The 24938-nt window shown below is 67.6% G+C and carries 17 protein-coding genes and 1 pseudogene; 9 read left to right on the plus strand and 9 right to left on the minus strand.

The window, feature by feature from the left end; translation table 11 throughout:
- A partial coding sequence (locus FG99_RS30855; protein ID WP_156060091.1) for a retention module-containing protein occupies window positions 1-2747 on the minus strand: 2747 nt, incomplete at its 3' end.
- A 480-nt stretch (window positions 2748-3227) separates the two neighbouring features.
- Between FG99_RS30855 and FG99_RS20605 the strand changes: the two genes are divergently transcribed.
- The 4 genes from FG99_RS20605 to FG99_RS20620 all read left to right on the plus strand — a co-directional run bounded on the left by FG99_RS20605 (window position 3228) and on the right by FG99_RS20620 (window position 10063).
- Entirely contained in the window at window positions 3228-4586 is a 1359-nt protein-coding gene (locus FG99_RS20605) for a TolC family outer membrane protein (RefSeq protein ID WP_043272103.1), read from the plus strand.
- 106 nt (window positions 4587-4692) lie between these two features.
- On the plus strand, window positions 4693-6855 hold the full coding sequence (locus FG99_RS20610; protein ID WP_043272104.1) for a type I secretion system permease/ATPase: 2163 nt from the start codon (window positions 4693-4695) through the stop codon (window positions 6853-6855).
- A 4-nt stretch (window positions 6856-6859) separates the two neighbouring features.
- A complete protein-coding gene (locus FG99_RS20615; RefSeq protein WP_051879099.1) occupies window positions 6860-8206 on the plus strand; it encodes an HlyD family type I secretion periplasmic adaptor subunit in 1347 nt (448 codons plus the stop codon).
- A gap of 684 nt (window positions 8207-8890) precedes the next feature.
- Window positions 8891-10063, plus strand: coding sequence for an IS4 family transposase (locus FG99_RS20620; protein WP_043270464.1), 1173 nt, complete (start codon window positions 8891-8893; stop codon window positions 10061-10063).
- Window positions 10064-10205: 142 nt separating this feature from the next.
- Here the strand turns inward: FG99_RS20620 and FG99_RS20625 are convergent, their stop codons facing one another.
- From FG99_RS20625 to FG99_RS20640, 4 genes are all read right to left on the minus strand, one after another.
- Window positions 10206-10940 carry a proteasome-type protease gene (locus tag FG99_RS20625; protein ID WP_043272105.1) on the minus strand — a complete coding sequence of 245 codons (735 nt, stop codon included), beginning with the start codon at window positions 10938-10940 and terminating at the stop codon, window positions 10206-10208.
- A 79-nt stretch (window positions 10941-11019) separates the two neighbouring features.
- The gene (locus tag FG99_RS20630; RefSeq protein ID WP_043272106.1) at window positions 11020-11817 is read right to left on the minus strand and encodes a transglutaminase family protein; all 798 of its coding nucleotides are present in this window, start codon (window positions 11815-11817) and stop codon (window positions 11020-11022) included.
- Window positions 11814-12764 carry an alpha-E domain-containing protein gene (locus tag FG99_RS20635; protein ID WP_009618784.1) on the minus strand — a complete coding sequence of 317 codons (951 nt, stop codon included), beginning with the start codon at window positions 12762-12764 and terminating at the stop codon, window positions 11814-11816. Before FG99_RS20635 ends, FG99_RS20630 begins: the two co-directional genes overlap by 4 nt.
- A 1-nt stretch (window position 12765) precedes the next feature.
- On the minus strand, window positions 12766-14175 hold the full coding sequence (locus tag FG99_RS20640) for a circularly permuted type 2 ATP-grasp protein (RefSeq protein ID WP_043272107.1): 1410 nt from the start codon (window positions 14173-14175) through the stop codon (window positions 12766-12768).
- A 373-nt stretch (window positions 14176-14548) separates the two neighbouring features.
- Between FG99_RS20640 and ydcS the strand changes: the two genes are divergently transcribed.
- From ydcS to FG99_RS20665, 5 genes are all read left to right on the plus strand, one after another.
- Window positions 14549-15688: a putative ABC transporter substrate-binding protein YdcS gene (ydcS, locus tag FG99_RS20645; protein WP_043272108.1), complete on the plus strand. Its 1140-nt coding sequence runs from the start codon at window positions 14549-14551 to the stop codon at window positions 15686-15688.
- A gap of 453 nt (window positions 15689-16141) precedes the next feature.
- Entirely contained in the window at window positions 16142-17161 is a 1020-nt protein-coding gene (locus FG99_RS20650; protein ID WP_043272109.1) for an ABC transporter ATP-binding protein, read from the plus strand.
- The gene (locus FG99_RS20655; protein WP_009618777.1) at window positions 17158-18063 is read left to right on the plus strand and encodes an ABC transporter permease; all 906 of its coding nucleotides are present in this window, start codon (window positions 17158-17160) and stop codon (window positions 18061-18063) included. The genes FG99_RS20650 and FG99_RS20655 overlap by 4 nt, the downstream gene beginning before the upstream one ends.
- A complete protein-coding gene (locus FG99_RS20660; protein ID WP_009618775.1) occupies window positions 18053-18859 on the plus strand; it encodes an ABC transporter permease in 807 nt (268 codons plus the stop codon). The genes FG99_RS20655 and FG99_RS20660 overlap by 11 nt, the downstream gene beginning before the upstream one ends.
- Window positions 18860-18912: 53 nt before the next feature.
- Window positions 18913-20337: a gamma-aminobutyraldehyde dehydrogenase gene (locus tag FG99_RS20665; RefSeq protein ID WP_043272110.1), complete on the plus strand. Its 1425-nt coding sequence runs from the start codon at window positions 18913-18915 to the stop codon at window positions 20335-20337.
- 327 nt (window positions 20338-20664) lie between these two features.
- Here FG99_RS20665 and FG99_RS20670 read toward each other — a convergent pair whose 3' ends face one another.
- The 4 genes and pseudogenes from FG99_RS20670 to FG99_RS20680 form a co-directional block, all read right to left on the minus strand.
- Entirely contained in the window at window positions 20665-21627 is a 963-nt protein-coding gene (locus FG99_RS20670; RefSeq protein ID WP_043272111.1) for a PDR/VanB family oxidoreductase, read from the minus strand.
- Between the two features lie 61 nt (window positions 21628-21688).
- Window positions 21689-21814, minus strand: a pseudogene (locus FG99_RS31500) (aldehyde dehydrogenase family protein); the annotation flags it as partial.
- Between the two features lie 41 nt (window positions 21815-21855).
- Window positions 21856-22977: an aromatic ring-hydroxylating oxygenase subunit alpha gene (locus FG99_RS20675; RefSeq protein WP_043272112.1), complete on the minus strand. Its 1122-nt coding sequence runs from the start codon at window positions 22975-22977 to the stop codon at window positions 21856-21858.
- 137 nt (window positions 22978-23114) lie between these two features.
- Window positions 23115-24719, minus strand: a complete 1605-nt coding sequence (locus tag FG99_RS20680) for a BCCT family transporter (RefSeq protein WP_043272113.1) — start codon at window positions 24717-24719, stop codon at window positions 23115-23117.
- Window positions 24720-24938: the final 219 nt, after the last annotated feature.

Raw genomic sequence — 24938 nt, forward strand, 5'->3', positions numbered from 1 at the left:
GCGGCGAAGCTGGTGGTGGCGGTGTCGAAGTTGCTGCCGATGGTGTCGGCGTCCTGGGTGTGCAGCAGCACCGGAACCTTACCGCTGAGGTCGATGCAGATGGACGGGCCATCGTCGTCGAAGGCCACCTTGCCGCCCAGATCGATGCTGGCGCTGGACGAGGCCTTGTCGCCGTCGTAGTCGGTGATGGTCGCGGTAGCGTCCAGGCTCACCAGGCCGGTGCCGAGGAAGGCCTGCTGCGCGGCATAGTTACTGGTCGCACCCGGCAGCGCGTGATCGATCTCGGCGTATTGCGTCAGGGTGACGTTGCCGCTGCCGTCGACCTTCAGGTTGAAGATGGTGTTGCTGGCATTCACGCCACCTTCACTGCTGGCGGTGCTGCCGATGATCTGGCCGTTCTGCTCGTAGAGGTAAATCTTCTGCCCGGCGCTGTTCAGGCCTGACTGGGTACCTTCGGCCACGTCCAGTTTCAGCGCGTAGCTCCAGCTCACCGCGGCCGGGGTATCGGCGCCGGCGCTTTGCGAAGTGATGGCGAAGGCCGCGGCGAAGCTGGTGGTGGCGGTGTCGAAGTTGCTGCCGATGGTGTCGGCGTCCTGGGTGTGCAGCAGCACCGGAACCTTACCGCTGAGGTCGATGCAGATGGAGGGGCCGTCGTCGTCGAAGGCCACCTTGCCGCCCAGGTCGATGCTGGCGCTGGACGAGGCCTTGTCGCCGTCGTAATCGGTGATGGTGGCGGTGGCCTGCAAGCTGACCAACCCGGTGCCGAGGGGGGTCTGCTGGGTCGCGTAGTCGCTGGTCGCGCCCGGTAGCGGGTGATCGATCTCGGCATATTGCGTCAGGGTGACGTTGCCGCTGCCGTCGACCTTCAGGTTGAAGATGGTGTTGCTGGCATTCACGCCACCTTCACTGCTGGCGGTGCTGCCGATGATCTGGCCGTTCTGCTCGTACAGGTAAATCTTCTGCCCGGCACTGTTCAGCCCCGATTGGCTGCCTTCGGCCACGTCCAGCTTCAGCGCGTAGCTCCAGTTCACCGCGGCCGGGCCGTCGGCGCCAGCGTTCTGCGAAGTGATGGCGAAGGCCGCGGCGAAGCTGGTGGTGGCGGTGTCGAAGTTGCTGCCGATGGTGTCGGCGTCCTGGGTCACCAGGTTGCCGAGCAGCGCGCCGCTGGCGCCGATGCCGATGCTCGGGCCGTCGTCGGCGAAGCCGATCCGGCCGCCCAGGTCGAGGTTCTGGCTGGCGCTGGCCGGGTCGCCGTCACGGTCGGTGATGGTGACGCTGCCCTGCAGTTGAACCAGGTCGCTGCCGAGGGAGACCTGCTGGCTGTCGAAGCCGCTGGTGTCCCCGGGCAGGGCGTGGTCGATGGCGGCGTACTGGGTCAGGGTGACCTTGCCGCTGGCGGCGTCCACCGCCAGCGAGAAGACGGTGTTGGCGCTGCTGACCGCGCCGGCGCTGGCGGCGGTGGAGCCCACCACCACGCCATCGATCAGGTAGAGGTGGATGCCCTGGCCGCCGCTGCTCAGGCCCGAGGCCTCGCCCTGGCCGGTGACGGTCAGGCTGTAGTGCCAGGCCACGCTGCCCGCGCCGTCGGCGCCATAGGCCAGGGTCGCCTTGAAGGCGCTGGCGAAGTCCGCCGAGACGCTCTCCGAAGCGCCGCCGCGGGTGCCTTCGTCATGGCTGAGCAGGCTCGGCGCCTCGCCGTCCAGGGCCAGGGAGGCGGTGGGGCTGTCGTCGTTGATGAGGATGGCCAGGTTGCCGCCGGCGGGCGTGCCGTTGCCGTCGGTCAGGGTGTAGGGGACGCTGAGGGCGATGTCGTCCTCGACGCCGTGCTGCGGGTGGTCCAGCGGCTGCTGCAGGACCAGTTCATAGGTGCCGTTGGCGAGGTTGGTGAGAGTCAGGGTGAAGACCGTCTGGCCATTGGCCGAGGCCGTCAGCACGTGGCCGTCGGGGCTGACGCTGTAGCTCAGGGCCACGCCGCCGGAGGTCAGCGCCGGCAGGCCGCTGGTGCTCCAGGCGAAGGTCCCGGGGCCGTCGGCGCCGAAGTCGTAACCGAGGCTGCCGGAAGCGCTGGCGCCGACGCCGGGCAGGCCGTCGTTGCCCTGGATGCCGCCGGGCAGGCCGTCTTCATCCACCACGGCGCTGGCGTTGCCCGCGCTGGGCACGCCGTCGACGGGCGGGGTCGGCGGTTCCGGCGGGGTCGGCGGCGCCGCCTGGGCCTGCTCGGGGCTGGGGATGCCGTCGAACAGCCGCGGGAACAGCGGGCCGCTGCCCAGGGGCCCGGTGGGGAAGCCGATGTCCGGATCGATGTGGCCGCCGATCTCGGTCAGCAGCACGAAGGAGTGCCCGCCGCCGGCCTTGGCGTTGCCGCCGGCGGAGAACGACGGCCCGGCCGCGGTGGCCTCGGCCACCTGGCTCGGGTCCTGCCCGGCGGCGATGGCCGCCTGCAGCGCCTTGACGTCGGCGATGTCCTGCTGGCTGGGCGCGACCGGCGCCTGCGCCGGCGCGCTGTCCGCGTACTGGTGGTGGGCGGCGGCGACCAGTTGATTGCTCATCGGCATCGAACTGTCGCGCCCCAGGGTGAGTTCGCCGCCACCGGCGATCGCCACGGCCACGGCACCTTCGTGCCCGGTCACCAGTTGTTCGCCGACGAACAGCTTGTCGCCCTGGTGCAGGATGCGACGCGAACCATCCGCGGCCACGGCGAAGACCTCGCCTACCGCCTTGCTGACGATACCTACCAAGCTGGCCATGACTGCATCCTCCGCGCTTACTCTGCGCTTGCCGCCCGGCGCCGCCTCCGGCGGCACCCAAGACCTCCGAGTTGGCCATGCCGTCACCGGCGCGCAGTGGTGCGTAGAGGGAAGCGGAAGCCCGAAGGCGCTTTGGCATCAAAAAGCCAGCGGATGAATCCGCCATTTTTTTGACCACGCTTGCTTCGGTACTTCGCGGAAACGCCCGCCCTAGCCGCCTGAAACGTACATGGCTGTATGTGCAAGCCCTATTCGTCCCCATAGCCAAGAAAAATCAGGGTTTGCGAGTTTTACAATGTGCCGCTTTTCACAGGTGTCATAAGACTTTTTCTGAATATGGGATGTGAAAAATTCTTCTGAGGTTCGCGAAAAGTTGTTCTTAGCTCTGATGTTACAGGCGTGAAACGCTTGATATCAGAAAAAAGCCAAGTTTTTGGCGAATTGCAAGAGCATCGAAGTCGAGAACACCAGGAGAACGCCATGCGCAGTCGTAACGCGACGCTATGGAGCGGTGTATTTCTGGCGGCCACCTGCGCTCAAGCCAACGCGATGAGCCTGACCCAAGCCATACAGAGCACCCTGCAATATCACCCGGAGATCAGCCAGAGCATGAACAGCCGGCTGACCGCAGACCAGGAACTGAAGATCGCCCGCGGCGGCTACCTGCCCACCGTCGATCTACTGCTGGGTTACGGCCGCGAAGGCGTCGATAGCCCCTCTACCCGTCAGGAAGGCAACCACAACAAGGAAACGCTCAACCGCGGCGATGCCGAGCTCCGCCTGCAGCAGATGCTGTTCGACGGCTTCGCCACGCCCAACGAGGTGGCGCGTAACGAGGCCAACGTCAATTCCAAGGCGTTCCGCGTGCTGGGCACCTCGGAGAACGCCGCGCTGCGCACCGTCGAGGTCTACCTCAACGTGCTGCAGCACCGCGAGATGGTGAGCCTGGCGCGCAACAACCTGCAGGCCCACCAGCGCATCGGCGACCAGATCCGCATGCGCAGCCAGCAGGGCGTCGGCAGCACCGCCGACAACGACCAGGCCACCGCGCGCCTGGCCCTGGCGCAGAACAACCTGTACACCGAGGAAGTCGACCTGCGCGACGCCGAGGCCAACTTCTACAGCGCCGTGGGCAAGCAGCCCGACGAGCTGGAGACGCCCTCCACCGTCAAGGCCCTGGTGCCCAGCGACATCAACAAGGCGCGCCAGGAAGTGCTGAGCAACAACCCGCTGCTCAAATCGGCCCAGGCCGACGTGAATGCCGCCGAGAAGCAGTACGAGGCGGCCAAGTCGCCCTTCTACCCGCGCTTCGACCTGGAACTGTCGAAGGCGGCGAACAACAACGTCGACGGCGAAGTGGGCCACTACAACGACTGGGAAGCCCAGGTGGTGATGCGCTACAACCTGTTCAACGGCATGCGCGACAAGAACCGCCTCGGCGCCACCTCGCACCAGATCGACGAAGCCAAGGACGTCCGCGACAACGCCCTGCGCCTGCTCAACGAGAACCTCTCGCTGGCCTGGGACGCCATGGAGAACGCCACCAAGCAGACCGGCCCGGCGCGCGAATACGCCGACTACACGCGCAAGGTCCGCGAGGCCTACCAGCAGCAGTTCACCCTCGGCCAGCGCACGCTGCTCGACCTGCTGGACAGCGAGAACGAACTGTTCACCGCCAACCGCCGCTACACCCAGGTGCGCTACACCGAGGAGTACTCGCGCTACCGCGTGCTGGCCGCCATGGGCGCCCTGCTGCGCTCGCAGAACGTCGTGCCGCCCCATGAGGGCGTGGCGCTGTCCGACGTGAAGACCGAGACACGCCTGCCCGACATGAAATAAGGCCCTGCCCGCCCTGCGCCCGCCGCCGGCCCCGTCCGGCCGGCGGCGCTTGCGGGGCGCGGCGGCCGCACGGGGCTCGCAGAAGCCCGGGAGAAGTAGCGTGACCATGATCATCCAGGAGCGCGGCAACCCCGCAGCGGACGACCCCCGCCTGAGCCACGACGACCCCCTGCTCGACGGCCTGCTGATCCTCTGCCGCCTGCACGGCTGCTCGGTCAGCCGCACCAGCCTGAGCGCCGGCCTGCCGTTGCCGCAGCAACGCCTGAACGCCGAGCTGCTGCCCCGCGCCGCGGCCCGCGCCGGCCTGCAGGGGCGCCTGCTGCGCCGCGAGCTGAAGGCCATACCGGCGCTGAACCTGCCGGTCCTGTTGCTGCTCGAAGGCGGGCGTAGCGCGGTGCTGCGCCAGTGGGGGGCGGACGGCCAGGCGCTGATCCTGCCCTGCGAGACCGAGGGCGGCGAGCAGTGGGTGAGCACCGAGGAGCTGGCCGCGCAGTACAGCGGCCTGGCCCTGTTCGCCCGCCCGCGCCACGAGCTGGAGGCGGCGCGCCAGCCGCTGGTGCCGCGGGTCGAGGCCTGGTTCCGCGACACCCTCAGGCTGTCGCGCTGGCTCTATACCGACGCCCTGGTGGCGAGCCTGCTGATCAACCTGCTGAGCATGCTGGTGCCGCTGTTCGTCATGCAGACCTACGACCGCGTGGTGCCCAACCAGGCCATCTCCACCCTCTGGGTGCTGGCCAGCGGGTTGCTGCTGGGCACCCTCTTCGAGCTGCTGCTGCGGGTGCTGCGCTCGCACCTGCTGGACATGGCCGGGAAGAAGACCGACGTGGTGCTCTCGGCCACGCTGTTCGAGCGCATCACCGGCATGGCCATGAAGTTCCGCCCGGCCACGGTCGGCGGTTTCGCCCAGAGCATCCACGACTTCCAGGGCCTGCGCGAATTCCTCACCGCGCTGACCCTCACCAGCCTCATCGACCTGCCCTTCTCGCTGCTGATGATCGTGGTCATCGGCCTGCTCGGCGGCGCTCTGGTGGCGGTGCCGCTGCTGGCCTTCCCGCTGACCATCGGCTTCGCCTACCTGATCCAGGTGCGCCTGCGCGACACCGTGCAGAAGAGCCTGACCCTCGGCGCCGAGCGCCAGGCCCTGCTGATCGAGACCCTCGGCGGCCTGGAAACGCTCAAGGCGTGCGGCGCCGAGAGCGAGCGGCAGTACCGCTGGGAAGCCACCCACGGCGCCCTCACCCGCCTGGACAACCACGCCCGCTTCCTCGCCACCCTGGCCACCAACGGCACCCTGTTCGTCCAGCAGTTCGCCGGCATGGCCCTGATCATCTGCGGCGTCTACGCCATCCTCGACGGCCAGCTCAGCGTCGGCGCCCTGGTCGCCTGCTACATGCTCAACAGCCGGGTGCTGGCGCCGCTGGGGCAGATCGCCGGGCTGATCACCCGCCACCAGCAGGCGCGCCTGACCATGAAGAGCACCGACGCGCTCATGGCCCTGCCCCAGGAGCGCCAGGCCAGCCAGCGCCCGCTGGAGCGCACCCAGCTGCACGGCGCGCTGGAGATGCGCCAGGTGGAATTCCACTACCCCGAGCAGAACGCCGCGGCGCTGAGCCAGATCGGCCTGCGCCTGGCCCCCGGCGAGAAGGTCGGGCTGATCGGCCGCAGCGGCTCGGGCAAGAGCACCCTGGCGCGCCTGCTGCTGGGCTTCTACCAGCCGGACGAGGGGCAGATCCTGCTCGACGGCCTGGACCTGCGGCAGATAGACGTGGCCGACCTGCGCCAGCAGGTGGGCTACGTGGCCCACGACCTGCCGCTGCTGGCCGGCAGCCTGCGCGACAACCTGACCCTGGGCGCGCGCTACGTCGGCGACGCGCGCATGCTGGAAGTGGCCGAGCTGACCGGCGTCAGCGAACTGGCCCGGCAGCACCCGGCCGGCTTCGACCGCCCGGTGGGCGAGCGCGGCCAGCTGCTCTCCGGCGGCCAGCGCCAGGCCGTGCTGATGGCCCGCGCGCTGCTGCTGGACCCGCCGATCCTGGTGCTCGACGAGCCCACCAGCGCCATGGACAACAGCAGCGAGGAAGCCCTGCGCCGGCGCCTGCAGGCGTGCTGCGCGGACAAGACGCTGCTGCTGGTCACCCACCGCACCTCGATGCTCGCCCTGGTCGACCGGCTGATCGTCCTCGACGCCGGGCGCATCGTCGCCGACGGGCCGAAGGAAGCGGTGATCGAAGCATTGCGCAAGGGCCACGTCGGCCCGGCAGCGGGGTGAAGCCATGAGCAGCATGCAACCGACGCCGGGCTACCTCGGCGGCCGCAGCGACACCGAGTTCATGCCCGAGGTCCAGGGCACGGTGCTGGAGGACTCGCCGCTGGCCGCGCGCATCACCCTCTGGGCGGTGCTCGCGCTGCTGGTCTGCGCGCTGGCCTGGGCACACTACGCGCACCTGGAGGAAGTCACCAAGGGCGAAGGCAAGGCCATCCCCTCCAGCAAGGTGCAGACCATCCAGAACCTGGAGGGCGGCATCGTCTCGGAAATCTTCGTCCACGAAGGCCAGGTGGTGGACAAGGGCCAGACCCTGCTGCGCCTGGACGACACCCGCTTCGCTTCCAACAAGGGCGAGACCGAGGCCGACCGCAACGCCCTGGAGGCCCGCGTGGAGCGCCTGAGCGCCGAGACCGACGGCCGCGAGCCGGCCTTCTCCGAGGCCCTGAAGCAGACCGCGCCGCAGGTGGTCGACGACCAGCTGCAGCTCTACCACAGCCGCCAGGCGCGCCAGGCCAGCGAGGTGAGCATCCTCCAGGAACAGCTGCGGCAGAAGACCCAGGAACTGCAGGAATTCCGCGCCAAGGCCCAACAGTACCGTTCCAGCCTCGGCCTGGTGCAGCAGGAGCTGAACATGTCCACGCCGCTGGTCAAGAGCGGCGCCATCTCCCCGGTGGAACTGCTGCGCCTGCGCCGCAGCGTGGTGGAGATCAACGGCGAGCTGAACGCCACCACCCTGGCCATCCCCCGCGCCGAGGCGGCCATGCAGGAGATCGCGCGGAAGATCGACGAGTCGCGCCAGGGCTTCCGCACCGACGCCCTGAAGGACCTCAACGAGGCCCGCACCGAGCTGAACAAACTCACCGCCACCAGCCGCGCCATCGACGACAAGGTCAGCCGCACCACCGTGGTGTCGCCGGTGCGCGGCATCGTCAAGCAGCTGAAGGTCAACACCATCGGCGGCGTGGTGCAGCCGGGCAGCGACATGGTGGAAATCGTCCCGCTGGAGGACAACCTGCTGGTGGAAGCGAAGATCCGCCCGCAGGACGTCGCCTTCCTCCACCCCGGCCAGCCGGCCACGGTGAAGTTCAGCGCCTACGACTACACCATCTACGGCGGCCTGAAGGCCAAGCTGGAGATGATCAGCGCCGACACCATCACCGACGACAAGGGCAACGCCTTCTATCTGATCCAGGTGCGCACCGACAAGAACCACCTGGGGCCGGACAACAAGCCGCTGCTGATCATCCCCGGGATGGTGGCGACGGTGGATATCATCACGGGCGAGAAGAGTGTGCTGGATTATCTGCTCAAGCCGGTGCTGAAGGCGCGCTGGGAGGCGTTGCGGGAGCGGTGAGGGGTGTTGTGGGGGCGAGCTTGCTTGCGAATGGGGTTTGCCGGGGGCTGTGGTGTTGGGGGGAAGAGCGCCCTCTCCCCAGCCCTCTCCCTGAAGGGAGAGGGGGCTGTCCTGAGTAGGCGGAAAATCTGGAGTCATCCTGAAACTCCTCACTCCCCCTCGTCATTCCCGCGAACGCGGGAACCCAGTTGCCTTGGCTTGGGTGTTTCTGCGCCGCTCCGAGTCTGCCCGACCGTCTTGTTTCGCCCCCTCGGGCGAGTCCCTTTTGTCAAACGCCACAAAAGGAACTAAAAAGGCTTGCCCCGACATACGGGCCCGACAGAGTCGGGCTACCCTCACGAATTCCCCCGCCACGGAGGCCCGCCCCGAGGGTACGTCCCTGTAGCCCGCGGGGCTCTCGCGACATCCATGTCGCATGCCCTCCTGAGCGCCGGTTTCGCTCGGCCTTCTGAAGGGGCGTTCGGAGTGCGCGGAGGTTTCTCTGGAAGTCCCAAAAGCCAGAGCAGAGCTGCTTTGCTCTTCGTAGGAGCGAGCTTGCTCGCGAACCCAACCACCCGTCACTGGGTTCCCGCGTTCGCGCACTACTGTCCGGAATATTTTCGAGGGGGCGTCTGGAGGGCTTGCGGGGGCTGAAGGCACGGGTTAAACCGTTGAGCGCCAACTCAACCTCACAGCCCCCGCAAGATGTTCAGGATAAGCCGTTTTCACGATGTACTAAAAGCGCTGCCTCGCGGCGTCTTCGATCGACTGGTCGCCGAACACGGCGCCGACAAGCACAGCAAGCGCTTTGGCAGCTGGGATCACCTGGTCGCCATGGTGTATGCCCAACTGGCCGGCGTGAGCAGCCTGCGGGCGCTTGAAACCAGCTTCAACAGCCATCCCCATCAGCACTATCACCTGGGGACGGGCCCGATCCGGCGTTCCACCCTGGCCGATGCCAACGAACGCCGTAATACCGAGGTCTTCGCCCAGGTTGCGCACTACCTGATGGCGGGCGTCTGCCGGCAGTTACGCCGTGACGGGAAGGAACTGCTGTACCTGCTGGACTCCACCACGATCACCCTCAAGGGCCCTGGCTTCGACGAATGGACGCTGTCCAATCGAACCCGCTCCCAGGGGCTGAAAGTCCATGTGCTGTATGCCGAGCAGGCGGCAGCACCGGTGCATTGCAGCTTCAGCGCAGCCAACGTCAACGACATCGACGAAGGCCGGACGCTGGGTATCGAGCCACAGGCCACCTACGTATTCGACAAGGGCTATTACGACTTCAACTGGTGGGCGAGCCTGGATGCCCAGAAGGCCCGCTTCGTCACACGATTCAAGTCCAATGTGCGGCTCAAGGTCCTGGCCCAGCGCGAGGTTCCCCAGCAAGACCGGGAAACGATCCTGCGAGACGAAGAGGTGAACTTCTCCAACCGCAACCCAGGTGGCCGACGGCGTAATCACTACACCCAGCCCCTGCGGCGGATCCTGGTGAACCGCCCAGGCGATGAGCCGCCTCTAAGCCTGGCGACCAACGACCTGAGCAGCCCGGCGGCAGAAATCGCCGAGCGCTACCGGGATCGCTGGCGGATCGAGCTGTTTTTCAAATGGATCAAGCAACACCTGAAGGTCAGGCGTTTCCTGGGCCGTAGCGAGAATGCCGTGCGCATCCAGATTCTCTGTGCGCTGATCAGCTACTTGCTGCTGAACCTTTACCAACGCAGGACGGGAACGCGGCAAAGCCTGTGGATGCTGATGGTGGCGGTACAGGCGACGCTGTTTCAGCGTCCTGGTCTGGAGGCCGAACGTTACCGACGACGGCAGGAGCGAATACGCGAGATCAACCTGCGTCAGGGGCAGCTGTTAATAGCATGAGGCGTGCCGGACAGCAGTGCGCGTTCGCGGGAATGACGAGGGTGGAGGATGGTGCCTGACTCCAACCCCGCTCAGGACAGCCCCCTCTCCCGCTTGCGGGAGAGGGTTGGGGAGAGGGCGCTCTTGAACCCAACACCCTCCGCTAGATGTTGTACTCCACCGGCGGCGCCGGCAGCTCCGCCAGCAGCTCATGCAACCCCGCCGACCACTGCTTGCGGATGCTCGCGTAGTACGCATCCTCCTCCGTCACCCGGTAGCCCGCCGGGACGATCAGGCTGTCGCGGTGGTACACCAGCAGGTCCAGCGGCATGCCCACCGATAGGTTGCTTCGAATCGTCGAGTCGAAGGACACCAGCGCGCAACGCAGGCCTTCGGCCAGGCTGGTGGTGAACTCCAGGTTGCGGTCGAGGATCGGCTTGCCGTACTTGCTCTCGCCCAGCTGCAGGAAGGGCGTGTCCTCGGTGGCCTGGATGAAGTTGCCCTGGGGGTAGATGCTGTACAGCTCCGGCGGGCCGCCGGCGATCTGCCCGCCGACCAGGAAGGAACAGGTCAGGTCGGTGTTGCCGGCCAGGGGCGCGGCGTCGCGGGCCACCACCTCGCGCACGGTGGCGGCCACCAGCGCGGTGGCTTCGTAGAGGGTCGGCACGCTGTGCAGGTTCACCTGGCCGGCGTCGCCCAGGCGCTGCTTCAGCAGGTTCACCACCGACTGCGAGGTGGCCAGGTTGCCGGCGCTCTGCAGCACGATCAGGCGCTCGCCGGGCACCCCGAAGGTGAACAGCTTGCGGAAGGTGGCGATGTGGTCGATGCCGGCGTTGGTCCGCGAGTCCGAGGCGAACACCAGGCCCTCGTCCAGGCACATGGCTACGCAATAGGTCATGGGATGGCCTTCTTCAGGGGTTGCCCGGCAATACTAGACCACCACGGGTTTCCATCCCGTGGCAGCCTCCCCGCCGGCCTCACTGCTGGCTGCGCAGCAGCGGCGCCACCACCACCCGCGCGTGCATCTGCTCGCCCAGGCCGCTGCCGCGGCGCATGCCGCGCACCGGGCAGGCGTCCAGGTAGTCCAGGCCCACCGCCAGCTTCAGGTGGCGCTCCGGGCGCGCCAGTTCGTTGGTCACGTCGAAGCTGTACCAGGCGTCGTCCAGCCAGGCCTCGGCCCAGGCGTGGCTGGCCAGGTCCCGGTCGCTGCCGCGGTACAGGTAGCCGGAGACGAAGCGCGCCGGAATGCCCAGGCTGCGCGCGCAGGCAAGGAAGGCATGGGTGTGGTCCTGGCAGACCCCTGCGCCGCCGGCGAAGGCTTCGGCCGCGGTGCTCTCCACCCCAGTGGCGCCCGGCTGGAACGGCATCTGCCCGTGCAGGGCGTGCATCAGCTTGATCAGCGCGTTGCGGTCGCGGGCCTCGCCGCACTGCGCCAGGGCGAAGGCGCGCAGGGTGTCGTCCGGGGTGGTCAGGCGGGTGAAGCGCAGGAACGGCAGCGGCGACTGGTCGTCGTGCTCGGCCTCGCGGCTCTCGTCGATCTCCACCAGGCCGCGGGCGCGGATCACCACGGCCTCGTGGGGTTCGTCGATGCTCAGCACGTGCAGCACATTGCCGTAGGGGTCGCGCTGGGCGCGGGCCGGGCGCGGCAGCGTGAGCTCCCAGCTGAGCACGTGCTGGCGCTCGCTTTCCTGGGGCGTCAGGCGCAGGTACTGGATGCTGGCGCGCACCGGGTCGTCGTAGCGGTAGGTGGTGTCGTGGCTGATGGCGAGTTTCATACGGCCTCCAGATAGGAACTGTGGATTGCCCGGGCCAGTTGGCGGATCAGCAAAATGAAGTCAGTGAGCCAGGCGTGCAGGCCGTCACCGAGGATTTCGTCGATCGCCGTGTAGCGCAGGCGCGCGGCCAGTTCGGCGGCCAGGCGCTGCGCCGGGCGGCCGTTGTCGCCGGGCAAGGTGGATAGGATGCCGTCCAGTTCCTCCACGCAGGCTTGCAGGGAACGCGGCACCTCGGCACGCAAGAGCAGCAGTTCGGACACCTGGCGGGCATCGGGCGAGCCACGGTAGATCTCGTTGTAGGCTTCGAAGGAAGACAGCGCGCGCAGCAGCGCGCTCCACTGGTAGTAGCCGCGCGCCGAGGTGTCGCTGACCTCCTCGGCCTCCTCGCCGAGCAGTTCGTAGCGGGCGTCGAGCAGGCGCAGGGTGTTGTCGGCGCGTTCGATGAAGGTGCCCAGGCGGATGAAGCTGGAAGCCTCGCCGCGCATGATGGTGCCGTAGGTGGCGCCGCGGAACAGGTACGAGCGCTCCTTGACCCATTCGCAGAAGCGGCTGATGCCGTAGCGGCCCAGGCCCTGCTGGGCGATGCTGCGCATCTCCAGCCAGGTGGCGTTGATGTTCTCCCAGATGTCCGCGGTGATCCGCCCGCGCACCGCGTGGGCGTTGCCACGGGCGGCCTGCAGGCAGCGGTAGATGCTCGCCGGGTTGTCGGCGTCGAGGGCGAAGAAGTGCAGCATGCGCTCGGGCTGCATCTTCCCGTGGCGCTCCAGGTAGTCGTCCATGGTGCCGGTGATCAGCAGCGGCATGGCCAGTTCGTCGGCGCCGCCGCCGCGGTCGTCCGCCGGCATCAGCGACAGCGAATAGCTCACGTCGAGCATGCGCGCGAGGTTCTCCGCGCGCTCCAGGTAGCGGGACATCCAGTACAGGTCGGCTGCGGTACGGCTCAGCATCTCAGTCCTCCACCACCCAGGTGTCCTTGGTACCGCCACCCTGTGACGAATTGACCACCAGCGAGCCCTCGCGCAGCGCCACGCGGGTCAGCCCGCCGGGCACCAGGCGCGTCTCGCGGCCGGACAGCACGAACGGCCGCAGGTCGATGTGCCGCGGCGCGATGCCGCTGTCGACGTAGGTCGGGCAGGTCGACAGGCACAGCGTCGGCTGGGCGATGTAGGCGTGCGGGCGGGCCTTGATGCGCTCGCGGAAAGCCTCGATCTCCTGGCTGCTGGCCGCAGGACCGACGAGCATGCCGTAGCCACCGGAACCCTGGGTTTCCTTGACCACCAACTGCGGCAGGTGCGTCAGCACGTGGGACAGGTCGGCCGGCTTGCGGCACTGCCAGGTGGGCACGTTCTTCAGAATGGGTTCCTCGGACAGGTAGAAGCGCACCATGTCGCCGACGTAGGGGTAGATCGACTTGTCGTCGGCCACCCCGGTGCCGATGGCGTTGGCCAGCACCACGTTGCCGGCGCGGTAGGCCGCCAGCAGGCCGGGCACGCCGAGCATCGACTCGGGGTTGAAGGCCAGCGGGTCGAGGAAGGCGTCGTCCAGGCGCCGGTAGATCACGTCCACCGGACGCGGGCCGGCGGTGGTGCGCATGTACACGCGCTCGTCGCGGACGAACAGGTCGGCGCCCTCCACCAGCTCCACGCCCATCTCGCGAGCCAGGAAGGCGTGCTCGAAGTAGGCGCTGTTGAAGCGCCCGGGGGTCAGCACCACCACGCTGGGGTTGTCCAGCGGGCTGGAGCTGCGCAGGGTCTCCAGCAGCAGGTTCGGGTAGTGGTCGATGGGCGCAATGCGCTGCGCGGCGAACAGCTCGGGGAACAGCCGCATCATCATCTTGCGGTCTTCGAGCATGTAGCTCACGCCGCTGGGGGTGCGCAGGTTGTCCTCCAGCACGTAGTAGCTGCCGTCGGCGTCGCGCACCAGGTCGACCCCGGCGATGTGGGCGTAGAGGTCGCGGTGCAGGTCCAGGCCCTGCATGGCGATCTGGTAGCCCTCGTTGGTCAGCACCTGCTCCGCCGGGACCACCCCGGCCTTGATGATGCGCTGCCCATGGTAGAGGTCGGCGAGGAACATGTTCAGCGCGCGCACCCGCTGGATGCAGCCGCGCTCCACCACGCGCCATTCGCTCATGGGAATGCTGCGCGGGATGGTGTCGAAGGGGATCAGGCGCTCGGTGCCCTGCTCGTCGCCATAGAGGGTGAAGGTGATGCCGGCGCGGTGGAACAGCAGGTCGGCCTCGCGCCGGCGCTGCTCCAGGGTTTCCGGCGCCGCCGCGGCCAGCCAGCGGGCGAATTCGCGGTAGTGCGCCCGGCACCGGCCATTCGCGTCATACATCTCGTCGTAGAAAGTGCGGGACATGCCGAACTCCTTGTCGCCACCAGTAGCCTTGCCATCGCAAGCCCCGTGCCATCGAAACAAAGCCTTGGGTTTCAATGGCTTGCAAAACAGGCCCGGCACTGGCGCGCCACTTTGGTGCAAGCGGCGCGGGCAGCGGGCCGGCGCCGCCCCTTTTGGCGCCAACCGCTTCAGTCTAGGCCAGCGGCGGCAACCGGCCCGCCGCGCTTGCGCCTATGCTTATGCGTGGATGGCGAGCCTGCGCTTGTAGCCCCCGCCGGGCGCGGCTAGGCTGCCAGAAATGTCGTTTCGCCATGACACATGCTGTCCGCCCAGGTGCCCCGCCCGCGGTGCGCTACGACCGCAGAGGCTCCGAACCCCCAACAGGAGTCCGACCATGCCTTCCCCGAAACTCGCCCCCCTGGCCTTCGCCGGCGCCTGCGCCCTGGCCAGCGCCGCCCCGCAGGCCGCCCAGCTCGGCGCGCCCGAGGGCGCCCTCGACATCATCGCCTGGCCCGGCTACATCGAGCGCGGCGAGAGCGACAAGAACTACGACTGGGTGACGCCCTTCGAGAAGGAGACCGGCTGCAAGGTCAACGTGAAGACCGCCGCCACCTCCGACGAAATGGTCAGCCTGATGGCCAAGGGCGGCTACGACCTGGTCACCGCCTCGGGCGACGCCTCGCTGCGCCTGGTGTACGGCAAGCGCGTGCAGCCAATCGACGTCAGCCTGATCCCCAACTGGAAGAACGTCGACCCGCGCCTGCAGGACGCGCCCTGGCACACCGTGGACGGCAAGCACTACGGCACGCCCTACCAGTGGGGCCCGAACGTGCTGATGTACAACACCAAGGTGTTCCCCAAGGCGCCGGACAGCTGGAGCGTGGTGTTCAAGGAGCAGCAACTGCCCGACGGCAAGAGCAACAAGGGCCGCGTGCAGGCCTACGACGGGCCCATCTACATCGCCGACGCCGCGCTCTACCTGAAGGCCACCGAGCCGTCCCTGGGCATTCAGGACCCGTACCAGCTCACCGAGGCGCAGTACGCCGCGGTGCTCAAGCTGCTGCGCGCCCAGCACGCGCTGATCCACCGCTACTGGCACGACGCGACCGTGCAGATGAGCGACTTCAAGAACGAAGGCGTGGCCGCCTCCGGCTCCTGGCCCTACCAGGTCAACGCCCTGCAGGGCGAGAAACAGCCGATCGCCTCGACCATCCCCGCCGAGGGCGTGACCGGCTGGGCCGACACCACCATGCTGCACGTCGACGCCAAGCACCCGAACTGCGCCTACAAGTGGCTGAACTGGTCGCTGGAGCCCAAGGTGCAGGGCGACGTCGCCGCCTGGTTCGGCTCGGTGCCGGCGGCGCCGGCCGGTTGCAAGGGCAGCCAGCTGCTCGGCGCCGAAGGCTGCGCCACCAACGGCTACGACCAGTTCGAGCGCATCGCCTTCTGGAAGACGCCGCAGGCGGAGGGTGGGAAGTACGTGCCCTATAGCCGCTGGACGCAGGATTACATCGCGATCATGGGCGGCAGGTAGCGCTCCGGCTTTTCGTAGGAGCGAGCTTGCTCGCGAACGGGGTTTGCCGGTGGCTTCGGTGCTTTGGGTTAACTCCGCTCCCTCTCCCCAGCCCTCTCCCTGAAGGGAGAGGGGGCCAGTCCGTGCCGAGAGGACGAATGGTTTCAACCGGAAGAAACGGTGCTAGCCGGCTGACTCCAAAACACCCAACCCTGCCCAACGGTCCCCTCTCCCTTCAGGGAGAGGGTTAGGGAGAGGGAACGCCCTCCCCGCCACGATCAAGCATCCAGGAGCGTAGGGCGAATAACCGTTCGCGGTTATCCGCCGCCTGACCTCGATCGCCGGCCCACTCGGGTTCGACCTTGGGCGCAACGGCGTACAACCGCGAACGCTTGTACGCCCTACGTCTGGATCCAGCCCGCCCCTCCCCCATGCACTACCCTGTTAAAGCACACCAGCCACGCGGGTAGCGCCATGACCACAGCCGTCCAGTTCACCGAGGTGAGCCGCCACTACGGCGAGGTGAAAGCCGTCGACCGGGTGTCCATCGAAATCCGCGATGGCGAGTTCTTCTCCATGCTCGGCCCCTCCGGCTCGGGCAAGACCACCTGCCTGCGCCTGATCGCCGGGTTCGAGCAGCCCTCCTCCGGCTCCATCCGCATCCACGGCCAGGAGGCCGCCGGGCTGCCGCCCTACGAGCGCGACGTGAACACGGTGTTCCAGGACTACGCGCTGTTCCCGCACATGAACGTGCTGGACAACGTCGCCTACGGCCTGAAGGTGAAAGGCGTGGGCAAGGCCGAACGCCTCAAGCGCGCCGAAGAGGCCCTGGGCATGGTCGCCCTTGGCGGCTACGGCGGCCGCAAGCCGGCGCAGCTTTCCGGCGGCCAGCGCCAGCGCGTGGCCCTGGCCCGGGCCCTGGTCAACCGCCCGCGGGTGCTGCTGCTGGACGAACCGCTCGGCGCGCTGGACCTGAAGCTGCGCGAGCAGATGCAGGTGGAGCTGAAGAAACTGCAGCGCCAGCTGGGCATCACCTTCATCTTCGTCACCCACGACCAGGGCGAGGCGCTGTCCATGTCCGACCGCGTGGCGGTGTTCAACAAGGGCCGCATCGAACAGGTGGACACCCCGCGCAACCTCTACATGAAGCCGGCCACGCCCTTCGTCGCCGAGTTCGTCGGCACCGCCAACGTGCTGCGCGGCGACCTCGCCCGGCGCCTGCTCGGCGCAGCCGGGGCCTGGTCGCTGCGCCCGGAGCACGTGCGCTTCGGCCAGCCGCGCGAGGGTGAGCTGCAGGTCGCCGGCACCCTGGTGGACGTACAGTACCTGGGCGCCGCCAGCCGCTACGAGATCGCCCTGGACGCCGGCGGCCGGCTGGTGGCCGCGCTGCCCAACGGCGAGCGCGAGGAGCAGCGCCCGCAGCCCGGCGAGGCGGTCAGCGCCTGCTGGGCGCGCAGCGCGCTGGTGCCGCTGCGCGAGGAACCGCTGCCATGATGCGCGCCGTCTCCAGCTTCCTCTACCGGCGCAGCGGCCTCTACCTGCTGATGCTGCTGATCCCGCCGCTGCTGTGGTTCGGGGTGATCTACATCGGCGCGCTGTTCGCCCTGCTCTGGCAGAGCTTCTACACCTTCGACGACTTCACCATGGCGGTGACGCCGCAGCTGACCCTGGCCAACTACGCGGCGCTGTTCAACCCGGCCAACTACGACATCGTCCTGCGCACCCTGGGCATGGCCGTGGCGGTGTCCCTGGCCAGCGCCGTGCTGGCCTTCCCCATCGCCTACTACATGGCGCGCTTCGCCGGGCCCAAGGAAAAGGCCTTCTTCTATATCGCGGTGATGCTGCCGATGTGGGCCAGCTACATCGTCAAGGCCTACGCCTGGACGGTGATCCTGGCCAAGGGCGGCATCCTCTACTGGATCATCGAGAAGCTGCACCTGCTGGGCCTGCTCGACCTGCTGCTGGACGTGCCCGGGGTGGGCGGCAACACCCTGTCCACCTCGCACCTGGGGCGCTTCTGGGTGTTCACCTACATCTGGCTGCCGTTCATGATCCTGCCGATCCAGGCCGCCCTGGAACGCCTGCCGCCGTCGCTGCTGCAGGCCAGCGCCGACCTGGGCGCGCGGCCGCGGCAGACCTTCGCCCAGGTCATCCTGCCGCTGGCCTTCCCCGGCGTGGTGGCCGGCTCCATCTTCACCTTCAGCCTGACCCTGGGCGATTTCATCATCCCGCAGCTGGTGGGCCCCAGCGGGCTGTTCATCGGCACCATGGTCTACGTGCAGCAGGGCTCCATCGGCAACATGCCGCTGGCCGCGGCCTTCACCCTGGTGCCCATCGTGCTGATCGCCGTCTACCTGTCCATCGCCAAGCGGCTGGGGGCCTTCGATGCACTCTGAGCGAGCTTCCTGGGCCTTGCGCCTGGCCGCCTGGGGCGGGCTGGTGTTCCTGCACTTCCCGATCCTGGTGATCCTGCTCTACGCCTTCAACACCGAGGAGTCGGCCTACAGCTTCCCGCTGCAGGGCTTCACCCTGCGCTGGTTCGCCGAGGTGGCCCAGCGCGGCGACGTGCTCGACGCCATCTGGCTGTCGGTGAAGATCGCCTGCGTCGCCACCCTGGTGGCCATGGTCCTCGGCACCCTGGCCGCCGGCGCGCTGTACCGCCGCGACTTCTTCGGCAAGGAAGGCATCTCGCTGATGCTCATCCTGCCCATCGCCCTGCCCGGCATCATCACCGGTATCGCGCTGCTCTCGGCGTTCAAGACCCTCGGCATCGAGCCGGGCTTCCTGACCATCGTCATCGGCCACGCCACCTTCTGCGTGGTGATCGTCTACAACAACGTGATAGCGCGCTTCCGCCGCACCTCGTTCAGCCTCATCGAGGCCTCCATGGACCTGGGCGCCGACGGCTGGCAGACCTTCCGCTACATCGTCCTGCCGAACATCGCCACCGCCCTGCTGGCCGGCGGCATGCTGGCCTTCGCGCTGTCCTTCGACGAGATCATCGTCACCACCTTCACCGCCGGCCACGAGCGCACCCTGCCGCTGTGGCTGCTGAACCAGCTGACGCGCCCGCGCGACGTGCCCATCACCAACGTGGTGGCCATGCTGGTGATGCTGGCGACCATGCTGCCGATCCTCGGCGCCTACTACCTGACCCGCGGCACCAGCGACGTGGCCGGCGGCGGCAAGTGAACCGGCGGCCCGCCGCGGCGGGTATCCAGCCACCGAAGCAGAGGAGCCCCGCAATGCAAAGCAAACTCCTGATCAACGGCCAGTTCGTCGCCGGCGAAGGCGAGAAACTGGACATCCTCAACCCCTCCACCGGCGAGGTGCTGGGCCAGATAGCCGAGGCCAGCGAGGCCCAGGTGGACGCCGCCGTGCGCGCCGCCGACGCCGCCTTCGACGGCTGGTCGCAGACCACCCCGAAGGACCGCGCGCAGCTCCTGCTGCGCCTGGCCGACAAAATCGAGGAACACGCCGCGGAGCTGGCGCGCCTGGAATCGCAGAACTGCGGCAAGCCCTACGCCGCCGCGCTGAACGACGAGATCCCGGCCATCGCCGACGTGTTCCGCTTCTTCGCCGGGGCCTGCCGCTGCCTGCCCGGCTCGGCGGCCGGCGAGTACCTGCCCGGCTTCACCTCGATGATCCGCCGCGACCCGGTGGGAGTAATCGCCTCCATCGCGCCCTGGAACTACCCGCTGATGATGGCCGCCTGGAAACTCGGCCCGGCCCTGGCCGCCGGCAACTGCGTGGTGCTCAAGCCCTCGGAGCAGACGCCGCTGACCGCCCTGCGCCTGGCCGAATTCATCGCCGAGCTGTTCCCCGCCGGGGTGGTCAACCTGGTGTTCGGCCGCGGCCCCACGGTGGGCAGCCCGCTGGTCAGCCACGCGCTGGTGCGCATGGTCTCGCTGACCGGCTCGGTGGGCACCGGCAAGCACATCATCCGCAGCGCCGCCGACAGCGTGAAGCGCCTGCACATGGAACTGGGCGGCAAGGCCCCGGTGATCGTCTTCGACGACGCCGACCTGGCCGACGTGGTCGAGGGCATCCGCACCTTCGGCTTCTACAACGCCGGGCAGGACTGCACCGCGGCCTGCCGCATCTACGCCGGCAAGAAGATCTACGACAACTTCGTCGCCGACCTGGCCAGCGCCGTGTCCAGCCTGAAGACCGGCCTGCAGGACGACCCGGCCACCGAGCTGGGCCCGCTGATCACCGCCAGCCAGCGCGAGCGCGTCTCCGGCTTCGTCGAACGGGCCAAGGCCAGCCCGCACATCCGCATCGCCACCGGCGGCGCGGCGGTGGCCGGCAACGGCTTCTTCTACCAGCCGACGGTGGTGGCCAACGCCCAGCAGGACGACGAGATAGTGCGTAACGAGGTGTTCGGCCCGGTGGTCTCGGTCACGCCGTTCAGCGACGTCGAGCAGGCCATCCGCTGGGCCAACGACTCCGAGTACGGCCTGGCCAGCTCGGTGTGGACCCGCGACGTCGGCCGCGCCAGCCGGGTGGCGGCGCGCCTGCAGTACGGCTGCACCTGGGTCAACACCCACTTCATGCTGTGCAGCGAAATGCCCCACGGCGGCTTCAAGCAGTCCGGCTACGGCAAGGACCTTTCGATGTACGGCCTGGAGGATTACACGGTGGCGCGGCACGTGATGATCAAGCATTGAGGCGGGCCGGGCGCGAAGAGCCCCTCTCCCCAACCCTCTCCCGCAAGCGGGAGAGGGGGCTGTTCGGAGCGAGCGGGGAATTTGGAGTCATCCTGATACTCCCGCCCCCTCGTCATTCCCGCGAACGCGTGACGGATGGTTGGGTTCGCGAGCAAGCTCGCTCCTACGAAGAGCGCATCGGCGCAGTCGTCAGAGCAGGGTGTGAGGCCACCCCGTAGGAGCGGATCTCATCCGCGAATCGCGCCGATACCTCCGGCTAACCACCTGTAGGAGCGGGCCCTGCCCGCGATTCGCGCGCAGGGCGCGCTCCTACGAAGCGCATCGGTGTCAGAGATCGATCACCAGCCGCGCCGTCCGGGCGCGCGATACGCAGAGCATCAGGCTCTGCTGCGCGGCCTTTTCCTCGTCGCTCAGGTACTGGTCGAAATGCTCCGCCTCGCCTTCGAGGATGGCCGTCTCGCAGGTGCCGCAGACGCCCTCGCGGCACAGGCATTCGACCTTGGCCGCCTTCACGTTCTCGATGGCCTGGAGGATGGTCATGCCCTCCTCCACCCGCAGTTCGCGGCCGGAACGGGCCAGCACCACGGTGAAGGCGGCGCCTTCGGCCGGGGCGGCGGCGAACTGTTCCCAGTGCACGCGCCCGTCCGCGATGCCGGCTGCCTTGGCGCCTTCGATCACCGCGTCGATCAGCGGCTTGGGCCCGCACACGTACACATGGGCATCCCCGGCCAGGCCGGCGAACAGCGCCGCCAGGTCGAGCTTGCGCCCCAGGCTGTCGATGTAGAAGCGCACGTGCCCGGCATGCGGGCCCTGCTCCAGCTCGGCCTGGAACGCGCCGTGCTCCGGGCTGCGGAACGCGTAGTGCAGCTCGTAGGGCGTAGCGCCGCCTTCCAGATCGTGCAGTTGGGCCAGGAACGGGGTGATGCCGATGCCGCCGGCGATCAGCACGTGGCGCCCGGCGCTGGGATCCAGGGCGAACAGGTTGTTCGGCGTGGAGATGGTCAGTTGGGTGCCGACCTCCACCTGGCCGTGCATGAAGGCCGAGCCGCCCCTGGACTGCTCTTCCAGGCGCACGCCGATCTGGTAGTGACTGAGGTCGCGCGGGTCGCTCATCAGCGAGTAGGCGTTGCTGAAACTACCCGCCGGGTCCTGCACGATCACATGGCTGCCGCCGCTGAACGCCGGCAGTGGCTGGCCGTCCTCGCGCACCAGGGTGAAGCGCTTGATCAGCGGCGTCGCCTGTTCCACCGCGCTGACGCGGACGCTGAACATCTCGTATTTGTTGGCCATCATTCACCTCGACTGCATCGGCGAGCGGCAGGCCCTGCCGCTCGCCGCGACCTATCCCCGCTCAAACGGCGAGGCACAGGTACTTGATTTCCAGATAGTCCTCGATGCCGTACTTGGAGCCCTCGCGGCCCAGGCCGGACTGCTTCACCCCGCCGAACGGCGCCACCTCGTTGGAGATCAGCTGGGTGGCGCTAGCCAGCGCGATCACCTCGGTGGCGGCGCTGGCCATCAGTCTTCCAGGTGGGCGACGGCGATCAGGTTGTGGAAGTGGGCGATGCCGTGCTCGCTGATGCCGCTGCGCTGCTTGTCCACCATGATCCGGCCCTGGCCGCGGTAGCCGCGGGACTTCAGGCCCTTCTGTACGCTTTCCACCAGGCGCAGGTCCTCGGGGCGGAACACGTCGCGGTACCACTCCACCAGCACCTTCTGCTCCTCGGTCAGCTCCTTGTCGAGGAAGTAGATGTCGTAGTGCTGCAGGGTGGTCTCGGCGTCCACCGGGAACTCGTAGATCACGGTCATGAAGTTGGCGCCCGGCGGCACGTTGAACATGGTGCACGGCCAGGCCCAGAAGCCGGCGAAGGACGGGTCCTTGACCGACTCGTCGACCTTGAACGACTGCTCCGAGGACTTGGCGATGCCGTACTGCAGCGACCAGTTGCCGTGCAGGGTGTGGCCGTACTGGCCGACGTCCACCGAGTCGGCGAAGCTGGGGTGCGCCGGGCCGCAGTGGTAGCACTCCAGGTAGTTGTCGACGATGGACTTCCAGTTGGCCGGGGTTTCGGTGACGAAGCGCGCCGCCAGCTGCAGGTCGTCGATCACCGCGCAGGCCTGGCGCATGCGCGCCTGCAGGCCCGGCAACTGGTCTTCGACGCTGCCTGCGTCGTTGTCCATGTTGATGAAGATGAAGCCGGCGTATTCCTCCACGCGCAGCGGCACCAGGCCGTAGTCGCCCTTGTCGAAGCCCTGCACGGCGTCGCAGTTGCGCACGTGGGTCAGCTCGCCGTCGAGCTTGAAGGTCCAGGCGTGGTACGGGCAGGCGATGACGTTCTTGGCCTTGCCGCTGCCTTCCAGCAGCTGGTGGCCGCGGTGCGGGCAGACGTTGTAGAAGGCGCGCAGCACGCCGTCGCGGCCGCGCACCACGATGATGCTTTCGCCGATCACCTCGCGGGTGATGTAGGCGTTGTTCTCCGCCACCTCGCTGCGGTGCGCCACGCAGATCCAGCTGCGGGCGAAGATGGCTTCCTTCTCGTGCTCGTACACCGCCTTGCTGGTGTAGAAGTGCGCGGGAATGGTGAAGGCTTCTTCGTGGTTGGCGCAGAAATCGGCTGGCAGGCGCTGGAAGTCGTTCATCGGTTGGTCTCCGGTTTCAGGCACGGGCGTCGCCGTGCTTTTTACTTATTGGTTAACGGATATCCGTTGGTTAACAAGCCGGGCAAAAAAATTTGCCGCGGAGTGCCCGCCTCCGCTCGGGAGGCGGGCCGTATCCCTTACTGCGCGGGCGCCGCGGCGGCCACCGGCTGCGGCTCGGCGTGGGGCTCCTCGCCGGCCAGGCGGGCGGCCTCTTCCTCGATCAGGTGCGCCGGCATCGAGCCGTAGTCCTGCACCATCCACTTGAGGAAGCCGTAGATCTTCACCAGCAGGATCGCCATGAACGGGATGGCGGTCAGCACCACCGCGGTCTTCATGGTCGATAGCGAGGCCTTGGCGAAGAGCATGGCCAGCGGCACCAGGGTCAGGGTCACGCACCAGAACAGCCGGTGGGTCGGCGTCGGGTCGTCGCCTTCCTGCAGGTTGCGGGTGCTGGTGGCGGCCACCGCGTAGGCCGCGGCGTCCATGTGCGAGGCGCAGAACACCGCCATGATGAACAGGTACACGGCGAGGAACGCCTTGCCCATGGGCAGGGCCGCCAGCAGCGCTTCCACCGCGCTCTCGCCGCCGTGCTCGCTGAGGATCTTCGGCACGTCGACGGCCCCAGTGATGAACTGGTGCATGCTGTAGCTTTCCAGCGCGCCGAAGAAGAACCAGCAACCGAAGCTGCCGCCCATCAGCAGGGCGAACACCACTTCCCTGATCTGCCGGCCGCGCGACACGCGGGTCACGAACATGGCCACGCCGGGCGCGTAGGACACCCACCAGAGCCAGTAGAACACCGTCCAGTTGCGGGTGAAGGCGCCGTCCCCGGCCGGGTCGGTGAACAGGCTCATGTGCACGTAGTTCTGGATCATCAGGCCCACGGCGTTGGCCGTGTTGTTGATGGTGAACTGCGTCGGGCCGACCAGCAGCACCACCGCGGCGAACACCAGGGCGCCGTAGCAGACCATCTTGCTCAGGTGCTGCAGGCCGCCGTCGATGCCGATGTAGGAGCTGAGCGAGAAGAGCACGGCGATCACGCCGATGACCATCAGCTGCACCATGAAGGTGTCCGGCGTGCCGACCAGGCCGGAGAGGCCGCGGGTGAGCGTCGAGGCGGTCAGCGCCAGGGACACGGTGAGCGCGCCCATCATGGTCAGCAGGAAGATCAGGTCCACCGCGCGGCCCACCGGGCCGGTGGCCTTGAAGCCGGTGACGGCCTCGACGATGGAGGCCAGGTTCAGGCCGCTCTTCTTGCGCACGTGGAAGTGGTAGGCCATGGCCAGCGAGGCCAGGGCGTAGATCGACCAGGCGCTGATGCCCCAGTGGAAGAACGAGTAGCTGACGCTGTATTCCAGCGCCTGGGCCGACTCGGGGACCATGTTCAGGCCGGGGGTCTGGTAGTAGTAGGCCCACTCCATCACGCCCCAGTACAGGGTCGAGGAGCCCATGCCGGCACAGATGAACATGAACACCCAGGTGGCGGTGGAATATTCCGGCTTGCCACTGCCCAGGCGGATGTGGCCGTACTTGCTGAAGGCCAGGTACAGCACCACCAGGGAGCTGGAGAACACCAGCAGCTGCACGCTGGTGCCGAAGGTGCGGGTGGAGAGTTCGAACAGGGTGTTGGCCAACTGCCCGGACTGTTCCGGGAACGCGGCCAGGCCGACCACGGTGAGCAGCACGGCGATGAGGCTTACGGTAATCAGGAACACATCAATCTTTTTGTTCTTGTGCGACATCAATCGACTCCTGGAGCTATGGAAGTCTCCCCGCCCGCGGGTAGGCAAATCCCGTCTGTGGGTGGGAAGGGCTGTTTCGTTCGGCTGTGCTTGCTTTTCCTTTTGTAAACCTTGAGTTAACCAAAATCCAATGGTTAACATTGTGCCCGCAACGCTTTCTGCCTGCAAGCCTGAAGCGCAGGTCTGATGGGGCTTTCCGGATGATTGGCGGGCCGCCGC

The organism is Pseudomonas sp. AAC, from assembly GCF_000725445.1.
In the GTDB taxonomy this organism is placed as follows: Bacteria; Pseudomonadota; Gammaproteobacteria; order Pseudomonadales; family Pseudomonadaceae; genus Pseudomonas; species Pseudomonas citronellolis.

Coding starts and splice junctions, on each gene's coding strand:
- FG99_RS20640 (WP_043272107.1), bottom strand. CDS start 14,175: ATGTCCCGCACTTTCTACGACGAGATGTATGACGCGAATGGCCGGTGC.
- FG99_RS20660 (WP_009618775.1), top strand. CDS start 18,053: ATGCACTCTGAGCGAGCTTCCTGGGCCTTGCGCCTGGCCGCCTGGGGC.
- FG99_RS20655 (WP_009618777.1), top strand. CDS start 17,158: ATGATGCGCGCCGTCTCCAGCTTCCTCTACCGGCGCAGCGGCCTCTAC.
- FG99_RS20620 (WP_043270464.1), top strand. CDS start 8,891: ATGTTCAGGATAAGCCGTTTTCACGATGTACTAAAAGCGCTGCCTCGC.
- FG99_RS20665 (WP_043272110.1), top strand. CDS start 18,913: ATGCAAAGCAAACTCCTGATCAACGGCCAGTTCGTCGCCGGCGAAGGC.
- FG99_RS20625 (WP_043272105.1), bottom strand. CDS start 10,940: ATGACCTATTGCGTAGCCATGTGCCTGGACGAGGGCCTGGTGTTCGCC.
- FG99_RS20615 (WP_051879099.1), top strand. CDS start 6,860: ATGAGCAGCATGCAACCGACGCCGGGCTACCTCGGCGGCCGCAGCGAC.
- FG99_RS20635 (WP_009618784.1), bottom strand. CDS start 12,764: ATGCTGAGCCGTACCGCAGCCGACCTGTACTGGATGTCCCGCTACCTG.
- FG99_RS20680 (WP_043272113.1), bottom strand. CDS start 24,719: ATGTCGCACAAGAACAAAAAGATTGATGTGTTCCTGATTACCGTAAGC.
- FG99_RS20630 (WP_043272106.1), bottom strand. CDS start 11,817: ATGAAACTCGCCATCAGCCACGACACCACCTACCGCTACGACGACCCG.
- FG99_RS20610 (WP_043272104.1), top strand. CDS start 4,693: ATGATCATCCAGGAGCGCGGCAACCCCGCAGCGGACGACCCCCGCCTG.
- FG99_RS20650 (WP_043272109.1), top strand. CDS start 16,142: ATGACCACAGCCGTCCAGTTCACCGAGGTGAGCCGCCACTACGGCGAG.
- FG99_RS20670 (WP_043272111.1), bottom strand. CDS start 21,627: ATGGCCAACAAATACGAGATGTTCAGCGTCCGCGTCAGCGCGGTGGAA.
- ydcS (WP_043272108.1), top strand. CDS start 14,549: ATGCCTTCCCCGAAACTCGCCCCCCTGGCCTTCGCCGGCGCCTGCGCC.
- FG99_RS20675 (WP_043272112.1), bottom strand. CDS start 22,977: ATGAACGACTTCCAGCGCCTGCCAGCCGATTTCTGCGCCAACCACGAA.
- FG99_RS20605 (WP_043272103.1), top strand. CDS start 3,228: ATGCGCAGTCGTAACGCGACGCTATGGAGCGGTGTATTTCTGGCGGCC.